Origin of the sequence: Gemella sanguinis ATCC 700632 (genome assembly GCF_000701685.1) — a bacterium.
GTDB classification, from domain to species: Bacteria; Bacillota; Bacilli; order Staphylococcales; family Gemellaceae; genus Gemella; species Gemella sanguinis.
Window position 1 is genome coordinate 80,574 of sequence record NZ_JNJO01000008.1, and the last position, 16,977, is coordinate 97,550.

At 30.0% G+C, this 16,977-nt stretch carries 15 protein-coding genes and 1 other annotated feature (1 of these 16 cut by a window edge); of the genes, 12 read left to right on the plus strand and 3 right to left on the minus strand.

Features of this window, described 5'->3' with window-relative positions; all coding sequences use genetic code 11:
* Positions 1–101: a binding site (T-box leader), on the plus strand; it begins 150 nt to the left of the window's first position.
* Between the two features lie 93 nt (positions 102–194).
* From T369_RS0105050 to T369_RS0105080, 7 genes are all read left to right on the plus strand, one after another.
* Positions 195–935, plus strand: a complete 741-nt coding sequence (locus T369_RS0105050; RefSeq protein WP_031552562.1) for a cyclase family protein — start codon at positions 195–197, stop codon at positions 933–935.
* Between the two features lie 64 nt (positions 936–999).
* Positions 1,000–2,154, plus strand: coding sequence for a 5-methyltetrahydropteroyltriglutamate--homocysteine S-methyltransferase (locus T369_RS0105055; RefSeq protein ID WP_031552565.1), 1,155 nt, complete (start codon positions 1,000–1,002; stop codon positions 2,152–2,154).
* Between the two features lie 352 nt (positions 2,155–2,506).
* On the plus strand, positions 2,507–4,066 hold the full coding sequence (locus T369_RS0105060; RefSeq protein WP_031552566.1) for an ABC transporter substrate-binding protein: 1,560 nt from the start codon (positions 2,507–2,509) through the stop codon (positions 4,064–4,066).
* Between the two features lie 108 nt (positions 4,067–4,174).
* Positions 4,175–5,131, plus strand: a complete 957-nt coding sequence (locus tag T369_RS0105065; RefSeq protein WP_031552569.1) for an ABC transporter permease — start codon at positions 4,175–4,177, stop codon at positions 5,129–5,131.
* Between the two features lie 2 nt (positions 5,132–5,133).
* Entirely contained in the window at positions 5,134–5,958 is an 825-nt protein-coding gene (locus T369_RS0105070) for an ABC transporter permease (RefSeq protein ID WP_031552572.1), read from the plus strand.
* Between the two features lies 1 nt (position 5,959).
* On the plus strand, positions 5,960–6,826 hold the full coding sequence (locus tag T369_RS0105075; RefSeq protein WP_031552575.1) for an ABC transporter ATP-binding protein: 867 nt from the start codon (positions 5,960–5,962) through the stop codon (positions 6,824–6,826).
* Positions 6,826–7,719: an ATP-binding cassette domain-containing protein gene (locus T369_RS0105080; RefSeq protein WP_006364560.1), complete on the plus strand. Its 894-nt coding sequence runs from the start codon at positions 6,826–6,828 to the stop codon at positions 7,717–7,719. The genes T369_RS0105075 and T369_RS0105080 overlap by 1 nt, the downstream gene beginning before the upstream one ends.
* A gap of 43 nt (positions 7,720–7,762) precedes the next feature.
* Here T369_RS0105080 and T369_RS0105085 read toward each other — a convergent pair whose 3' ends face one another.
* On the minus strand, positions 7,763–8,050 hold the full coding sequence (locus T369_RS0105085; RefSeq protein ID WP_006364559.1) for a YutD family protein: 288 nt from the start codon (positions 8,048–8,050) through the stop codon (positions 7,763–7,765).
* 2 nt (positions 8,051–8,052) lie between these two features.
* Entirely contained in the window at positions 8,053–9,252 is a 1,200-nt protein-coding gene (locus T369_RS0105090; protein WP_031552580.1) for a D-alanyl-D-alanine carboxypeptidase family protein, read from the minus strand.
* A 409-nt stretch (positions 9,253–9,661) separates the two neighbouring features.
* Here T369_RS0105090 and T369_RS0105095 point away from each other — a divergent pair, with 409 nt between their 5' ends.
* From T369_RS0105095 to T369_RS0105115, 5 genes are all read left to right on the plus strand, one after another.
* Complete coding sequence (locus tag T369_RS0105095) at positions 9,662–10,807, plus strand: BaiN/RdsA family NAD(P)/FAD-dependent oxidoreductase (RefSeq protein WP_031552583.1); 1,146 nt, start codon at positions 9,662–9,664, stop codon at positions 10,805–10,807.
* A gap of 185 nt (positions 10,808–10,992) precedes the next feature.
* A complete protein-coding gene (locus T369_RS0105100) occupies positions 10,993–12,033 on the plus strand; it encodes an ABC transporter substrate-binding protein (protein ID WP_031552586.1) in 1,041 nt (346 codons plus the stop codon).
* 89 nt (positions 12,034–12,122) lie between these two features.
* Positions 12,123–13,724, plus strand: coding sequence for an ABC transporter permease (locus T369_RS0105105; RefSeq protein ID WP_031552587.1), 1,602 nt, complete (start codon positions 12,123–12,125; stop codon positions 13,722–13,724).
* A gap of 3 nt (positions 13,725–13,727) precedes the next feature.
* A complete protein-coding gene (locus T369_RS0105110; protein WP_031552589.1) occupies positions 13,728–14,648 on the plus strand; it encodes an ABC transporter ATP-binding protein in 921 nt (306 codons plus the stop codon).
* 111 nt (positions 14,649–14,759) lie between these two features.
* On the plus strand, positions 14,760–15,692 hold the full coding sequence (locus T369_RS0105115) for an alpha/beta hydrolase (RefSeq protein WP_031552591.1): 933 nt from the start codon (positions 14,760–14,762) through the stop codon (positions 15,690–15,692).
* Positions 15,693–15,760: 68 nt separating this feature from the next.
* Here the strand turns inward: T369_RS0105115 and T369_RS0105120 are convergent, their stop codons facing one another.
* Positions 15,761–16,843, minus strand: coding sequence for a M24 family metallopeptidase (locus tag T369_RS0105120; protein WP_031552592.1), 1,083 nt, complete (start codon positions 16,841–16,843; stop codon positions 15,761–15,763).
* Positions 16,844–16,977: the final 134 nt, after the last annotated feature.

The window sequence follows — 16,977 nt, forward strand, 5'->3', positions numbered from 1 at the left end:
GGTATAACATCATAATTATTTGGTGCGTACTTTTTGAGTTGATATTTGTGAGAATATCATAAAGTAAGGTGGTAACACGTAGATTATTAGACGTCCTTGCAGGAGCATAAGCTTCTGTGAGGACTTTTTTTATTTCTCAAAATAATCAAGAGAATAATTAACTTTAAAAATTAACATAACTGGAGGACAACAAAATGTCAGAATTACTAAATATTTACAAAACTTTAAAATCAAAAAAATGGGTAAACTTAAGTCATAAGATCGATGAAAACTCACCAAAATTCCCAGCTTTACCAGCTTTAGAAAAAGAAAATGTATTTACACTAAAAGATGGATTTTACGTTCAAAAATTTTCAGTAGTTGGTCAATATGGAACACATATTGATGCTCCAATTCACTTTGTAGAAGGTGGTAGATGGCTTGATGAAATTGAACTAAAAGATTTATTACTACCTCTTTATGTAATAGATAAAAGCGCTGAAGTTACAGAAAATAATGACTATGTTATTACAAAACAAGATATTCTTGATTTTGAAGCAGAACATGGTGAAATTTTACCAGAATCATTTGTAGCTTTTAGAAGTGACTGGTCAAAACGTTGGCCAAGTTATGATGAAATAAGAAATCTTGATGAGAATGATGTACAACACACACCAGGTTGGGGAAGAGATGCATTAGAATTCTTAATTAAAGAAAGAAATGTTAAAGCAGTAGGACATGAAACATTAGATACAGACTCAGGTGTATCTGCAGCAGCAGAAGGTTTAATTCAAGAGTATTACTTATTAGAACAAGATATTTATCAAGTAGAAGTTTTAGCTAACTTAGATCAAGTTCCAGCAACAGGAGCTTTAATATCAGTAGCGTATCCTAACTGGACAGAAGCAACTGGGTCACCTGTAAGAGTAGTAGCTATTTTGCCAGAAGATGAATAAAAAATTTATTAATAATTAAACAGAAGTCAAAATAAAAAAGAGAAAACAAAAGGAGAACAAAATTATGTGTCAAAATTGTCAAAATAAAGTAGTAGGAAAAGCACCATTTAGAGTAGATCACGTAGGATCATATTTAAGACCAAAAGAGTTAGTAGAAGCTCGTGAAAAATTCGCTAAAGGTGAATTAAGCAAAGAAGAATTAACAAAAGTTGAAGATAAATTAATCGCAGAACTAGTAGAAAAACAAATTGCTGCAGGATTAAAAGGAGTTACAGATGGAGAGTTTCGTCGTGCATACTGGCACCTAGACTTTTTCTGGGGACTTAACGGAATTGAACACGTTCAAGGAGAAAAAGGGTATGCTTTTAAAGGGATAGAAACTAAACCAGATACAGCTAAAGTATCAGGAAAAATTAGTGGAGAAAATCACCCATTTGTAGAACATTTCAAATATTTAAGAGATATTACTAAAGATAAAGATGTAGTAGTAAAACTTACTATACCATCTCCATCACAATTATATTTCGAATTAATCCGTACAGAAGATCACATTAAATCATATGAACAATTTTATAGTAACTTTGATGAATTAAAAGCAGCAATTGTTGCAGCATACAAACAAGTTATTAACGATCTTTACAATGAAGGATTAAGAGTACTTCAATTTGATGATTGTACTTGGGGAGCATTAGCAGATGATGGGTTTGCAAATCGTTTCCGTGATGAAAGACCACTAGAAGAAGTTCGTCGTGATTATGCAGCACGTTGTTTAGCTTTAAATAATGAAGTAATTGAAGGAAAACCTGAAGATTTAGTAATCAATACACACGTATGTCGTGGTAACTTTGCTTCTAAATGGATTTCACAAGGTGGATATCAAAATGTTGAAGATGAACTTTTAGCAGGAGAAAATGTAGATGCCTACTATTTAGAATATGATACTGACCGCGCTGGGGATTTCAAACCATTAGCTAAAGTTGGAAAAGATAAAAAAGTAGTTTTAGGATTAATTACATCTAAATTTGCTGATTTAGAAGATAAGGAAGAAGTTATCGCAAGAATTAAAGAAGCTAGTCAATACATTCCATTAGAAAATATTTACTTAAGTACACAATGTGGATTTGCTTCTACAGAAGAAGGAAATGTAATAACTGAAGAAGATCAATGGAAAAAAATTGCTTTAATAAGTGAAATAGTTGATGAAGTTTGGGGAGAGTAATTGACTTCCAAAGAATCAGACAGCTGGTAGTTGTTTTCATAGCGAATCACCTTAAGATTAAAGGTTTAAAGATCAGTTATGAAAATGAAAATAAAAATGAAAACAATAAGATTGACATTGTAAATTAAAAAATGTAAACTAAAACCACATTGAATTCATTCGCTCAATGTGATCATAATTAAATAATAAATATTAATGTATATAGAAGATTATATTATTTCTAATTAATATAAGAGTGGAAACTAAGCTCGCGCCATAATTATGCATGGCTATATTAAACCATTATTAGAGATAGCTTTTTAGCAGTAATGTTTTATTACATTGATATTTTAAACCAAAGGAGGAAATGAGAATGAAAAAGAATAAGTTGTTTATAGGAGCACTAGCGTTATTAATGGCATTTACTACAGCATGTAGTTCTAAAACGGAAAACACAACAACCACTTCTCAGGATAAAGATACGTTCACTTATGCAATAAATAGTGACCCATCTTCAACAAATCCAATTAATGTAAGTGACCGTTGGGGACTAACTATGACAAATATGATATACTCACCATTAATTCGTGTTGAAGGTGATGGATCATTAGTAAATGAGTTAGCAGAATCTACAGAACTTGCAAAAGATGGATTAAGCTTAACAGTAAACCTGAAAAAAGGTATTAAATGGTCAGATGGTAAAGACTTTACTGCAGATGACGTAGTATTTACTTATGAAACAAAAGCGAAGAAAGAAAACGGAAACTTCAAGAGTTTATGGATTAATGATAAACCAATCACTGTAGAGAAAAAAGATGATCATACAGTAGTGTTTAAATTCCCAGAGCCAAGTGCAGCAGCGGCAAATAATATTGCTACTGAAACATACATCATTCCTAAACATATTTATGGAAAAGTTAGTGATTTTTCAGTAAAAGATTTACAAGAAAAACCTGTAGGAACTGGGCCATATAAATTAGTAGAAAATAAACGTGGTGAATACATTAAGTTTGAAGCAAATGAAAACTACTATAAAGGTAAACCTAAAGTTAAAAATGTAGTTTTACGTGTTATTCAAAGTGCAGATACAACTAAAGTAGCTTTACAAAAAGGTGAAATTGATGCATCATACGTATTACCTACTGATATTAAAGATTTAGATACAAATAAACTAGATGTGTATTCATATAGTGAAAACAGAATAGGATATTTAGGATTAAATACAAAAACTAATGAGTTAAAAGATGTTAAAGTTCGTCAAGCTATTTTATATGCTTTAAATAAAGGGGATATGAATAAAGCAGCTTACTTAGATGAGAAATATTACCAAAATCCATATTCAATTTTACCACCGAATAATCCATATAAAACTGATGATGTAGAAAAATATACACAAAATGTTGATAAAGCAAAAGAATTATTAAAAGAAGCGAGTGTAAGTAATCTGAAATTAACATTAGCATATACAAGTAATGACCCTGCTCAGAAAATTCAGGCAACATTTATCCAACAACAATTACAAGCAATTGGTGTTAATGTAGAATTACGTGGTGGAGATGGTACAGCTATCTTTACAGAACTTAGAAAGAAAGATTCAACAGCTTATAATTTATTCTTAGGTGGATATATTATGGGTAACGATCCAGACTTATATTCAACATTATTTGCTTCAAATGGTACATCAAATTACTTCCAATATAGAGAATCAAAAATTGATGATTTATTTAAACGTGGAGCAGCAGAATTAGATAGCACAAAACGTAAAGAAATTTACAATGATTTACAACGTGAAATTGCTAAAGAAGCATTTATTTATCCAATAGTAGATAACCAAAAAATCTTAGCGGTAAATAAACGCGTAAGTGGAGTGAATGATGCAAAATTAGTACCTATTTATACATTTGAAGATTTATCAAAAATCTCAATTAAGTAATAAATAGTCTGGTTTGCTAGAAAATAATAATTATACTATTTATAAATAAATAGGCTGGGACAGTTGTTCCAGCCGTTTATTCATAAAGTACATGAAAGGAGTATTTTGATGCTACGTTATATTATTAAACGTATATTACAGGCAGTCCCTCTGTTATTTGTTATTTCATTTATTGTATTCTCATTAATTCATATTGCACCGTATGATGCAATTGATGCTCAAGTAACACCTAATATGACAGAAGAACAAATTAATATTTTACGTGAACAAAGTGGTTTGAATCAGCCGTTTATAGTTCAATACATTGCATGGTTAAAACAGATTTTATCTGGTAATTTTGGACATTCATTAGTAACTCATGTAGGAGTTGGGGAGGAGCTATTAGCTCGTATTCCTAATACTATTTCTTTAGTTTTACCAGCATATATTACAGCACTAATTTTAGCGATAGTACTTGGATTAATAGCAGCTGCTAACAAAGGTAAGTTTTTAGATAGATTCGTGGATGGATTAGCATCACTTGGTATAGCTACTCCTTCATTTTGGATAGCTATGCTATTTATTTACTTACTTGGTTACAAAATGAATATATTTCCTATTATGGGAATGCATACAATAGGTAAAGAAGGAGACTTTGGAGACTTTTTACAGCACTTCTTTATGCCCTATTTAACATTGGTTATAGTCTTCTTTGCAGAGTTAACTCGTTATGTAAGATCATCAGCAATTAGTCAAACTAATGAAGAGTATGTAGTTGTTCAAGAAGCATTCCAAGCGACAAAATGGCAAATTTTCACACGTCATATTAGAAAAAATGTTTTAATACCAGTCATTACACAAGTTGGTATGTCATTACCGATGTTAGTAACAGGAGCGATAATAACAGAAACTGTATTTGGTTGGCCAGGTGTTGGTCCATATATTACGGGTGCTACACGTTCTTTAGACTACCCAATAATTATGGCAGTAATGCTACTGTCTGCGACATTAGTAATAGTAGGTAATCTAATTTCGGATATACTTTATTCATTAGTAGATCCTCGTATTAGAAGAGGAGGTAAGTAATTATGAAGAGATTTTTTAATACAATTAAAAGTTCTAAAGTTTATATTTTTTCAGTAATTTTTATAACTGTATTAATGCTAATTTCATTATTAGCTCCAATATTACCTATTGATCCGACAAAAACTAATATTAGTAGCTTATCTCAAGGGCCAAGTTTACAATATTTATTTGGAACAGATGAAGTAGGGCGTGATTACTTTGCACGTGTTGTTTATGGTGGACAAGTATCGCTAAAAGTAGGGTTACTAGCCATGATAACATCAGTAATTATTGGTACGACTATAGGTCTTATTGCTGGATATCTAGGTGGCTGGGTAGATAGTTTATTAATGCGTATAGTAGATGTACTTTCATCTATCCCTTGGTTAGTACTTGTTATAGTATTAAGTGTATTTTTAAAACCTGGATTAACTTCTATTGTAATAGTAATCGGATGTTTTTCTTGGATGCGTTTGGCAAGACTTATAAGAGCGGAGACATTATCAGCTAAAGAGTATGACTATGTTGTTTATAGTAAGTTTACAGGAGTAAAGGCAACGACTATACTAAAAAGACATATTCTACCAGCAATTATTCCAACATTAGTAGTTGCGGCTAGTTCATCTATTGCCAATGCAATAATGACAGAAGCAGCTCTGAGTTTTTTAGGTTTAGGTATTCAACAACCGATGACATCATGGGGAACATTATTACAAAATGCTCAACAGAGCTTGCAAAGTGCACCTCATATGGCGATAATACCGGGATTATTTGTAATGTTAACTATTTACTCATTTAACAATATAGGTAATTTAGTTACTCAATATGTACAAAGGGAAGGTGAGTAGTATGGCGAATATAGTAGAATTAAAAAATTTAAAAGTAGATTACACACCTAAACAGGGTAATAAACAAGAAATAATACATGGAATCGATATTGATATAAAAAAAGGACATATAACTGGAGTTGTAGGAGAATCTGGTAGTGGTAAGAGTATTCTTATGAGAAGTATTATGTCAATATTACCAAATAATGTTGATGATAATTATGAAAAATTCTTATTTGATGGAAAAGAGGTTAAAAAAGGAGAAAAATTACCAATCTCAATGATTTTTCAAAATCCTATGACCTCTCTTAATCCTGTTCGCACAATAGGATATCACTTAATAGAAGTAATAGAAAGATTCCAGAAAAAATCTAAAAAAGAAGCTACAGAGTTAGCAATAGCTCAGTTAGAAAGAGTTGGGATACTAAATGCACCGTTAAGAATGAAACAATATCCACATGAACTATCGGGTGGTATGAGACAAAGAATATTGATTGCTATGTCAATACTTGCTAATCCTAAATTATTAATTGCAGATGAACCTACAACAGCACTTGATGTTACTGTTCAAGCGCAAATATTATCTTTAATAAAAAAATTACAAAAAGAAACTGAACTTAGCGTAGCTTTAGTAAGTCATGATTTCGGTGTTATTGCTGGGATGTGTGATTATGTATATATTATGTACAGAGGTAATGTAGTAGAAAAAGGTAATGTTGAAGAAATTTTTTCTAATGCTCAACATCCATATACCAAACAACTATTAGCTGCAGCACGATTAGAAAATAAAGAAAGTGAATTGCTAACTGTAGATTACGAACAAAATAAATCTGGGTACGTATGGGAAAAAGTAAGTGATACTCATGAATATTTGAAAGAGGTGGAGTAATGAGTAGAAAATATTTGACTATTAAAAATGCAAAAAAAGTATTTAAAAGTAAGGGGATAAGTGGTAAACCTACTAATACCGTTGCCGTTGATAATATAAGTTTAGATATATTCAAAGGAGAAACTTTAGCGCTTGTAGGAGAATCAGGTAGTGGTAAAACTACATTAGGTAAAGGTATTCTGAATATTGAAACTTTAACTTCTGGAAGTATATATGTAGAAGGAAAAGAAAAATCTATATTAGAAATGTCTAAAAAAGAGCAACAAGAAGTATATAGTAAAATGCAAATAATATTTCAGGATCCATACTCTTCTTTAAATCCTAGATTGTCAGCATTAGATATTGTAATGGAACCATTATTTAAAGAGAACAAAGAAGAAGCAAAAAAGAAAGCATTAGATATATTAGAGTTTGTTGGAATATCTAATGAAGATGCCTTAAAACTGTCTAATACTTTTAGTGGTGGGCAGAGACAAAGAATTGGTATAGCTAGAGCGGTAGTTACTAGACCAGATTTTATATTGTGTGATGAACCTACATCAGCATTAGATGCTTCTACTCAGGCTCAAGTTATTAATTTATTAAAAGATTTACAAAAAGAATTTAATCTTACATATCTATTTATTTCTCATAATCTAGGAGTGGTAGAATATATTGCTGATAGAATAGCAGTTATGTATCGTGGGAAATTAGTTGAATTAGGTACAACTGAGCAAATTATAAATAATGCTCAACACCCTTATACAAAGAGATTGTTAAATTCGACACCTATTATGAATCCGTCAAAAGCAAGAAAAATGTTTGAAGAATTCGAAGTTTCTGATGAAGATTTTACAATCACAGAAAAAGAAAAATTAGAAGAAATAGAAGAAGGTCACTTCGTTCTAAAATAAATAAAAAGCTCTCAATTTTATTTTTGAGAGCTTTTTATTATGTTTAACCATTTCGTTTTTTTACTACAAAGAAGGGTGAACCAAAATTACAATATTCTAAAATATAGTCTTCCAGATTGTTAATGTTTTTAGGATTACTCCCATCTTTTGTAAGGATAAAGCCACTTAAACGTAGTTTATCATGAGATATATCACCAACAATATATGGTTTGTTTTTAAGGACATCAACTAATTTTTCTTCGAAAGCTTCTCTTTGGAAAGCATCTTTGAAGTTATAAATTAGTTCATAGATAAGTCCATCAACTTCGAATACTAAATTGTTTTGTTCCATAATTAATCCTTCCTAACTACTCGTCTCATAATATATAATGACATGAAGACAAGTGAATATATAGCTAAAATACCAGTAGCAAAATACTTAGTACGATCAATTACCATAAGGGCTTTTTCTGAATTTGATTTCTTACTGAAGTCTTTATCCTCGATAAAATTGAATTTAAACTTGTCTAATACTCCAGTTGAATCGTTATTTTTAATGTCAGCATATACTGTACCTTCATTAGCTGAAATTGTTTCATATTTTTGGAATAGAAGAATTTTACTATTCATTAATAGGTAGGTGACATCTTTGATAGAATGTTTTTCATAGAATAAATCATAAATATCTTGATCAAAACTAATATTTTCGTTATTTATTGTATAAGTTCCTGCTTTTAAAGCAAGTTTATATTGATAGTTTGAAAATAGATATTCATAAGTTTTTTGAAGTTTTTCGAAAAACTTATCTTTATCATCACTTTGATTTAATACTGTTACAAGTAATTTTGTGTTTCCACTATATGCGTACGTTACGCTATTTTTTCCTGAATAATCTAGTCCAAGAACCCTAAATTTTTCTGATTCTTTAAATGTAATACTGTTTGTTACTTTTTCATCAGAAGAAAGAGTGTATTCTGGATTTTTTGTAATTTCTGTTAATTCAGGATAATTCTTTAAAATAACACTATTTAAGAATGTAATATCTTTTGCTGAACTAGTGTTGCTGTCAGAATTTTCAAGGTTTTCTAGTTTAGTGTTATTAAGAGACATTGCCCCAAGAATAGAATTAGCTTTTTCTACATCTACATTATATTTTGTAAAGATTGCCTCTAATAAGCTACTAGAATTCTCATTTTCTAATAAGAATATAGCATCTTTAATAGTTAGTTCTTTAGTGATTTGGTATTTTGATAATACGTCATCACCTTTATTAATAGTTATTTTATCGTCTAAGCTAGTTTTTTTATTTTTCAAATCATCTGTTAATAAATATAAAGCAAGATAATTTGGTAATTTATTTACTGATACTTTTTCGTTTTCTCCACGTTTGGAAATAATTTTTCCGGTATTATATTCAGATATAACAATGCTAGAATTAGCATCACTAAATTCCGAAATGGCATTATTATCTAAAAATACGTCATCTGCTTTGGCAAGATTAGGAAATAGAAATGCCACAGCCATAACTAAAATACTAATTTTTTTAAATCTCATTATAAAAAAATCCTTTACATAAAAATTATTTAGAAAATAATAAAAATAATTTTCTAAATACATACAATATAGTATAGTACAAAATTGTAAAAAATTCCATTAAGAAGGAACGGAAAGCAATAATTTATTTTAAATTAGAATAATGTGTAAAAGAAAATTAAATACAGAAATAGTTACTATCGATAAAAAATAAATAAACTATTTTCTAGTGATAAGTTTATTCTGAGATTCTTGCTTTAAATAGTAAATATAGATATAATTAACTATGGTAAATATAAAGAAAAAATGAATATAATATATTAGGAGGAATACAGCCTATGTGTCTCATCTTTGAATAAATATAGCTAATAGTATAAAATTGAGTTGCTAGAGATGGGAAGTTAAAATATAAGGGTTGTTAAGAGAAACTATGAAATATGATGTTATAGTTATAGGTCTGGGAAGTGCTGGACTTATGATTGCAGATAGATTAAATGATAGTGGATTAAAAGTATTAGTACTTGAACAAAATCGAAGAGCAGGTGTAAAGCTGCTTCTAACAGGGAATGGCCGCTGTAATGTCATGAGTAGTGATAATGCAGAAGACTTTGTAGCCGCTGTACATAACGGGAGATTTTTACGCAGTGCATATCATAAATATAATGTTAAAAAATTCTTTGATAAGCACAATCTAAAACTTAAACAAGAAAATAGAAGACTATATCCAGCAAGTGAAAAAGCACGTGATGTAGTAAATACCTTTAAAATAGATCATGCAAAAATTAAATATAAAGAGAAGGTAGAAGACTTAATATTTGAAGATGATAAACTAGTAGGAGTTAAAACAAACGTTGATACATATCTAGGAAAAAATATTGTAGTTTGTGCTGGAGGGAAAACTTATCCACAGAGTGGAAGTGATGGCTCATTACACAGAATACTGAAAAAACATGGTGTAAAATTAACAAAGATATATCCTAGTGAAGTAGCATTAATTTTTGATGATTTTACTGAATTATCTGGTGTTGCCCTTCAAAATGTTAGAATGTTTCATAAGAAAAATGAAAGAACTGGGGATTTGTTATTTACCCATAAAGGGCTTAGTGGGCCATTATCTATTTCTATGGGAGAATTTGTTGCGAGATTTCCGGAAGATAAATTTTACTTAGATTTTTATCCAGAACTTAATGAGGAAAAACTTTTTGAGAAATTATGGCAAGATAATAAATATTTACATGGGAAATTACCAAAAAGCTTTTATAATTTCATGTTAGATAAATATTTCCCTGAAAATGTTAGTAAAAAAGAACTAAGAAAATTTGTAGCTAAGATTAAACGCTATGAATTAGTAGGGGTTAAAACAATGCCGTTGGAATATGCTTTTACTACAGCAGGTGGAGTAGATTTAAAAGGTGTTAGTCCAAAAACATGTTGCCATAAAAAAATAGATAACTTGTATTTTGCTGGTGAAATTCTTGATTTACACGGTGAAATAGGAGGGTATAATCTAATGGTAGCTTGGTTTACAGGAATGATAGTTGCTGATGCAATTAAGGAAAAATTTGGAATAGAATAGTATTTTTCAAATTGTAAGCATACAGAAAATATAAAAATAATTATATATAAAAATAAATAACAGGCTTAATGTTTCGATAAAAATAGTAATATAATATAAACGCCCTATCTGTAGCTAGGTTGCAACTTATGTTAATAGCTAGTATAATTTTATATAGATTAAAATTACAGAAAGGATGTAAATATATGAAAAAGATATTCAAATTATTGGCTGCGGTTCTAGCAGTATCTTTAGTTTTATTAGGTTGTGGTCAAAAACAATCGACAGAAACTAAACAAGAAGAGCAAAAATTGGACTTTGGTGGTAGAACAATGAATGTTGTTGCTACTTCTGAAAAATACAAAAAACTATTTGATAAATTTGCTCAAGAAACAAACTGTAAAGTAGAGTTTTTATCTATGTCTAGTGGAGAAGTTATCTCAAGAACAAAAGCTGAAGGTAAGCCTATGGCAGACCTTTGGTTTGGAGGGGGAGTAGATGCTTTTATTGCTGCTAAAAATGATGGTTTATTAGAACAATATGAAGCGAAAGGTTCTGATAAAATTAAAGAAGGGTTTAAAGATAAAGATAACTACTGGATATCTAAAGGAATCACAGTTGTTGGTTTCTTAGTAAATGATAGTGTAGCTAAAGAAAAAGGGTATGATATTCCTAAAAAATGGGAAGATTTAACTGATCCAAAATATAAAGGTCAAATTATTATGAGTAATCCTGCTATTTCTGGAACAAACTATGGAGCTGTAAAAGGTATCCTAGATCAAAAAGGTACAGAAAAAGGTTGGGAATATTGGACTGCTTTCAATAAAAATGTTGACTTCTATAGTAAACGAGGAAAAGATCCACAAGAAAAAACTGTTGCAGGAGAATTTGGAATTGGAATTATTCCTGTAGATAAATCTGCATTTGATGCAGCTAAGAAAAATAACTTAACAGTTGTTTATCCAGAAGATGGAATTCCTTGGATTCCAGAAGGTGTAGCAATCTTTAAAAACTCACAAGCTACTGATATTGCTAAAGCATTTGAAGATTATATCTTAAAACCAGAAAATCAACAATTAATCGCTGAATTGGATGGTAAAGATGGAGCTCAAATGGTAATCGATGGAGCTAAAGGAGCGGATTTAGGATTACCAAAAGATAGACTTATGAAAGAAGATTTATCTACTTTTGGTAGCGAACGTGACTCAATTCTTAAAAAATGGAAAGAGTTAGTAGGGGATAAATAGTAAAATATCAGAGATAGTAATGAAGAAGATGTATTTTCTGATTTACTATCTCTTTATTTAAAAATATATTATAAGGCAAAGGAGATAATATGCGATTAAGAAAAATAAATTTATTTGATTCAATAGTGATACTAACAATAATTATCTCTTTTGTTCTTTTTGTTTTATATCCATTTATTGCAGTATTCAATTATGGAATTAAAGGAGATTTAATCCAAAGTTTTTTATCAAATAAACAATACTATAATAAATTATTTATTAATTCCCTAAAAGTAGCTTTAGGAACTACAGTTTTAACAACAATTTTTTCAATCTTTATTTCAATATTTTATTTTATAAGTAGTGGTAGAATAAAAAAAATACTTGTCTTTATTTTTATGATAGCAATAATTTCACCGCCATTTGTAACATCTTTATCATATATAAACTTATTTGGTAGAAGAGGGTTAATTACTTATAATTTATTGAAATTAAATTATGATCCTTACGGATATTGGGGAATTATTAGTATGCAAAGTGTTACTCATATTGCTATAAATGCTTTATTGTTAATTGGATTTATTAGTAGTATCGATAGGAGTGTTATTAACTCTGCTAGATCACTTGGTGCCAATACAAATAGAATAATTTTAGATATTATATTACCGCTATTCCGTCCAGCAATAAAAGTAGTAGTATTATTAACTTTTATTAGAAGTATGGCTGATTTTTCTACACCTGCAATAGTTGGAGGAAAATATAATGTTCTTGCTACAGAAGGGTATTTGGCATTTATTGCTGAAGGAGATGTAAGTAAGGCGGTTATTATGAATCTTATTATATTATTACCATCACTAATTATATTTTTAGTATTTTCTAAGAGTTTTAGAAGTACAGCAACAGAATCAAGGGGATTAGTTTCTGTGAGTCTAAATATGAGAAAGAGCGGGGTAATTTATTATATTTCTGCTATCGCATCAACATTAATGTTATTTGCGTTAGTAAGTCTATATGGGGCTATTATCCTTTCTGCTTTCTCTACAATGGAATATGGAAAACTAGTACTTACGTTACAGAACTTCAGCGATGCAAGTGAATATATTTCTGGTGTATTTATACGTAGTATAATATATGCGTTAATAGCTGGAGGGTTATCATCGGTTATAGGTCATGTGTTGCAATATTATATAAACATAAGAAAAATTAAATCATTGAAGATTATTGATTTTGTAGCAACGCTACCATATATATTACCAGGAACATTCTTTGGACTAGGTTATGTATTAGCATTTAACTCTACACCTTTAAAATTAACAGGAACAGCAGCAATAGTAGTACTTAACCTGATTTTTAAACAAATGCCATTCGCTAGCAAGATAGGGTACAGTTCGGTTAGCCAAGTTTCTACTTCACAATTAAAATCGGTAAGAGACTTAGGGGGAAGTAGAATAAATGAAATTAAAGATGTAGTATTTCCGCTTAGTAAACGCGGTCTATATGTGAGTTTCGTAAATGGATTTACTGCCACTATGACAACAATAGGCTCAATTATATTTTTAGTTTATCCAAGTCAAAAAGTTGCTACTTTAGTAATGTTTGATGTGATTGAGAGTGGGAAATATGATATAGGTTCAGTAATAGCATTTTATATAATTGTGATTTGTTTATTAGTAAATGTTGTATATTATTTAGTAATAAACAGAAAGAGGTAAAAGATGTATTTAAGAATAAAAGATGTTTCAATGAAATATGATAATAAAGAAGTTTTAAAAAATATAGATTTTGAACTGAATGAAGGTGAACTAATATGTGTTTTAGGACCTTCAGGTTGCGGGAAAACTACGCTATTAAACATAATAGGAGGGTTTATACCGGATTATGAGGGGGATATAGTCTTATCTAATAATAATATAAGTAATGTACCTCCAGAAAAAAGACCAATTTCTACTGTATTTCAATCTTATGGTTTATTTTCACATAAAAATGTGATAGAAAATGTTAGTTACGGATTAAAGTTTTTGAAATTATCAAAAAATGAAATACTAGAAAAATCTGAAGATGTATTAAAAAAAGTTGGGTTAGAAGGGTATGATAAAAAGAGAATTAGTGAATTATCTGGAGGAGAACAACAACGTGTTGCTATTGCTCGTAGTTTAGTGCTAAATCCCAAAGTATTGCTTTTAGATGAACCTTTCTCAAATCTTGATGTTCATCTTAGAGGCGTTATGCGTGATGAGGTAAAAAGAATTCAAAAACAATTTGGAATTACTATGGTAGTTGTTACACATGATCAAGAGGATGCCTTTAGATTGGCTGATAGAATAGTAGTTCTTAATAATGGTAAAATAGAGCAAATAGGAACTCCAAAGGAACTATATTTAAAACCGAAAACAGAGTTTGTTGCTAAGTTCATAGGAGATAGTAATATAATAGATCCCGAAAAAATAGTTAGATATGAGAATGTAAAGTTATTTAAAAGCGAGACTAGTGATGATATTATAATAGAAAAAATATTTTTTGGTTCAGTAATAGAATATAAAATTCAAACACATAAATATGGCGTTATTAAAGCGTTAAGATTATCTTCGGAAGCGGAATATGATGTAGGAGAAAGGGTAGAAGTAAAAATAAAATAATACACTAATAGAGACAATGCAAGTCTCTATTAGTGTATTTTATTGTTTACTTTTCCCAAATGAAGTAGTATAATGTAAACTATATTTATTAGTAAGGAGAAAGAGTTGTAGATGATAAAAAAACATTTTAAGAAAATATTATTATCAATTTTAGTATTGTTAATAGTAGCTTTTGGTTTTACAGGAAATTATTTTTATAATTTTGCCTTAAATCCAAAAGTAGATAAAAGTGCAATTGTTAATCAAGATAGCGATGGAGAAAAAGAGGATAAGACGGCTGTAGAGAACTGGTTTGAATCAACGAAAACAGAAGTGACAATGGAGTCTGTTACTAAAAATAAATTAGTAGGGTATAAGTTTGTTAATCCTAATGCTAAAAAATGGATTTTTGTTGTGCATGGTTATACTAGTGATGCTAAAAAGATGGCTAAGTATATAAAAAGATTTTATGATATGGGATATAGTGTATTTGCTCCAGATTTAATTGCTCATGGTAAGAGTGAAGGTGAAACAATATCGATGGGTGGATTTGACTCAGATGACTTAGTAAATTGGGTTAAGAAAATCTCTGCTGAAAATAACAATGCGGACACAGCATTATTTGGTATAAGTATGGGCGCTGCAACTGTTATGAATGCGATAGGAAAAGATTTGCCAAGTAATGTTAAGGTATTTATAGAAGATAGTGGATATGTTAATTTAAAAGTAGAATTTACTTATCAATTGAAGAAACTATTTAAACTACCTAGTTTCCCTGTAATACCTGCAGCTAATACAATGACTAAAATAAGAGGTGGATACTTCTTTGGAGATGTTAATGCAACTGAAGGATTAAAAAATACTAAGTTACCAGCTTTAGTTCTACATGGGGAAGAAGATGGATTTGTTCCTATAGAACACGGTAGAGAAGCTTATGAGTTAATTGGATCAGAAAAAGAATTCCATAGTTTCCCTGGAATGAAGCATGTTCAAGCAGAACGAAAATACAGAGATCAATATTGGGATATCGTAAGTAAGTTTTTAGAAAAATATTTTAAAAAATAACAATGAAAAACACTAGATTGTATATACAATCTAGTGTTTTTCATTGATTATTAAAATACTAAATAATATTATTTTTCTCCAACTACAACAAATTCTTTGTTAAGTTTATTAAGTACTTCAACACCATCTTCAGTAACAAGTACTAAGTCTTCGATACGAACTCCCATACGTCCTGGAAGGTAGATACCTGGTTCTATAGAGAAAATCATACCTGGTTCACAAACCATCTCATTAACACTAGAAACGTCTCCGTATTCGTGGTCTTCTAGTCCAATTTGGTGACCAGTACGGTGAGTGAAGTATTCACCATATCCTTTTTCAGTAATATAATCACGGCAAGCAGCATCTATATCACACAATCTAGTACCAGGTTTTACTAAAGCAGTACCACGTTTAACAGCCTCTAGAACGATTTCAAATACTTCTCTGTCTTCTGGTGTAGGTTGTTTAAAGAACACTGTACGAGTCATATCTGAACAATATTTATCTTTAATACCACCGATATCTACAATAACAGATTCACCTGGTTTTGGTTTTCTATCTCCTGGCATACCATGTGGGTTTGCACCGTTATCACCGAAAGCGATAATTGGTGCGAATGATGTCCCTTCTACACCGATTTCTTCATAGTAAGCTAATAATTTTTTAACTAAATCTTTTTCTGTAGTGTGCTCTGTAATGTTGTCGATAACAAACTGACATGCTTTGTCGTTTAGTTCAGAAGAGATACGCATTAATTCTTTCTCTTCTTCATCTTTTAACATACGAGTAGTATCTACTAGTACTGAAACATCAACAAACTTAGTTTTAGGTAATTTATCCATTAATGGAAGTAAGAAACGAGCAGGTAGAATTTTATCGATACCTAGTTTTGTTCCATCTGGAATGTACTCAGCAACTTTACTAATAATATCATCAGTATCTGAGTAACTTACAATTTCTAAACCTAAGTCTTCTTCTAATGGGAATAGAATATTTAAGAATAATTTGTGATTTCCGTTTTCGTCAAGTAGAATAGCGAAGAAACGTTCACCAGGATTTTCTAAAAATCCTGTTAAATAAAAAATAGAATATGGATCACTTACAAGTGCATGTGTGATTCCTTGCTCTTTCATTTTAGCTAAAATGGTATTAGTTCTAGAAAGTTTCATATTATACAACTCCTTTTAATATTTCGAATATATTTTTATTATATCACTTGCTAATTTGAAACACAATAGTTAATTAATAGAATGGTAACATTTTCAAAAATAGTTGTAGTAATTGAAAAACTATGCTATAATAT

What these genes read in the sequence shown, in the direction of transcription:
- T369_RS0105050 (WP_031552562.1), top strand. Translation starts at nt 195, where the DNA reads ATGTCAGAATTACTAAATATTTACAAAACTTTAAAATCAAAAAAATGG.
- T369_RS0105055 (WP_031552565.1), top strand. Translation starts at nt 1,000, where the DNA reads ATGTGTCAAAATTGTCAAAATAAAGTAGTAGGAAAAGCACCATTTAGA.
- T369_RS0105060 (WP_031552566.1), top strand. Translation starts at nt 2,507, where the DNA reads ATGAAAAAGAATAAGTTGTTTATAGGAGCACTAGCGTTATTAATGGCA.
- T369_RS0105065 (WP_031552569.1), top strand. Translation starts at nt 4,175, where the DNA reads ATGCTACGTTATATTATTAAACGTATATTACAGGCAGTCCCTCTGTTA.
- T369_RS0105070 (WP_031552572.1), top strand. Translation starts at nt 5,134, where the DNA reads ATGAAGAGATTTTTTAATACAATTAAAAGTTCTAAAGTTTATATTTTT.
- T369_RS0105075 (WP_031552575.1), top strand. Translation starts at nt 5,960, where the DNA reads ATGGCGAATATAGTAGAATTAAAAAATTTAAAAGTAGATTACACACCT.
- T369_RS0105080 (WP_006364560.1), top strand. Translation starts at nt 6,826, where the DNA reads ATGAGTAGAAAATATTTGACTATTAAAAATGCAAAAAAAGTATTTAAA.
- T369_RS0105085 (WP_006364559.1), bottom strand. Translation starts at nt 8,050, where the DNA reads ATGGAACAAAACAATTTAGTATTCGAAGTTGATGGACTTATCTATGAA.
- T369_RS0105090 (WP_031552580.1), bottom strand. Translation starts at nt 9,252, where the DNA reads ATGAGATTTAAAAAAATTAGTATTTTAGTTATGGCTGTGGCATTTCTA.
- T369_RS0105095 (WP_031552583.1), top strand. Translation starts at nt 9,662, where the DNA reads ATGAAATATGATGTTATAGTTATAGGTCTGGGAAGTGCTGGACTTATG.
- T369_RS0105100 (WP_031552586.1), top strand. Translation starts at nt 10,993, where the DNA reads ATGAAAAAGATATTCAAATTATTGGCTGCGGTTCTAGCAGTATCTTTA.
- T369_RS0105105 (WP_031552587.1), top strand. Translation starts at nt 12,123, where the DNA reads ATGCGATTAAGAAAAATAAATTTATTTGATTCAATAGTGATACTAACA.
- T369_RS0105110 (WP_031552589.1), top strand. Translation starts at nt 13,728, where the DNA reads ATGTATTTAAGAATAAAAGATGTTTCAATGAAATATGATAATAAAGAA.
- T369_RS0105115 (WP_031552591.1), top strand. Translation starts at nt 14,760, where the DNA reads ATGATAAAAAAACATTTTAAGAAAATATTATTATCAATTTTAGTATTG.
- T369_RS0105120 (WP_031552592.1), bottom strand. Translation starts at nt 16,843, where the DNA reads ATGAAACTTTCTAGAACTAATACCATTTTAGCTAAAATGAAAGAGCAA.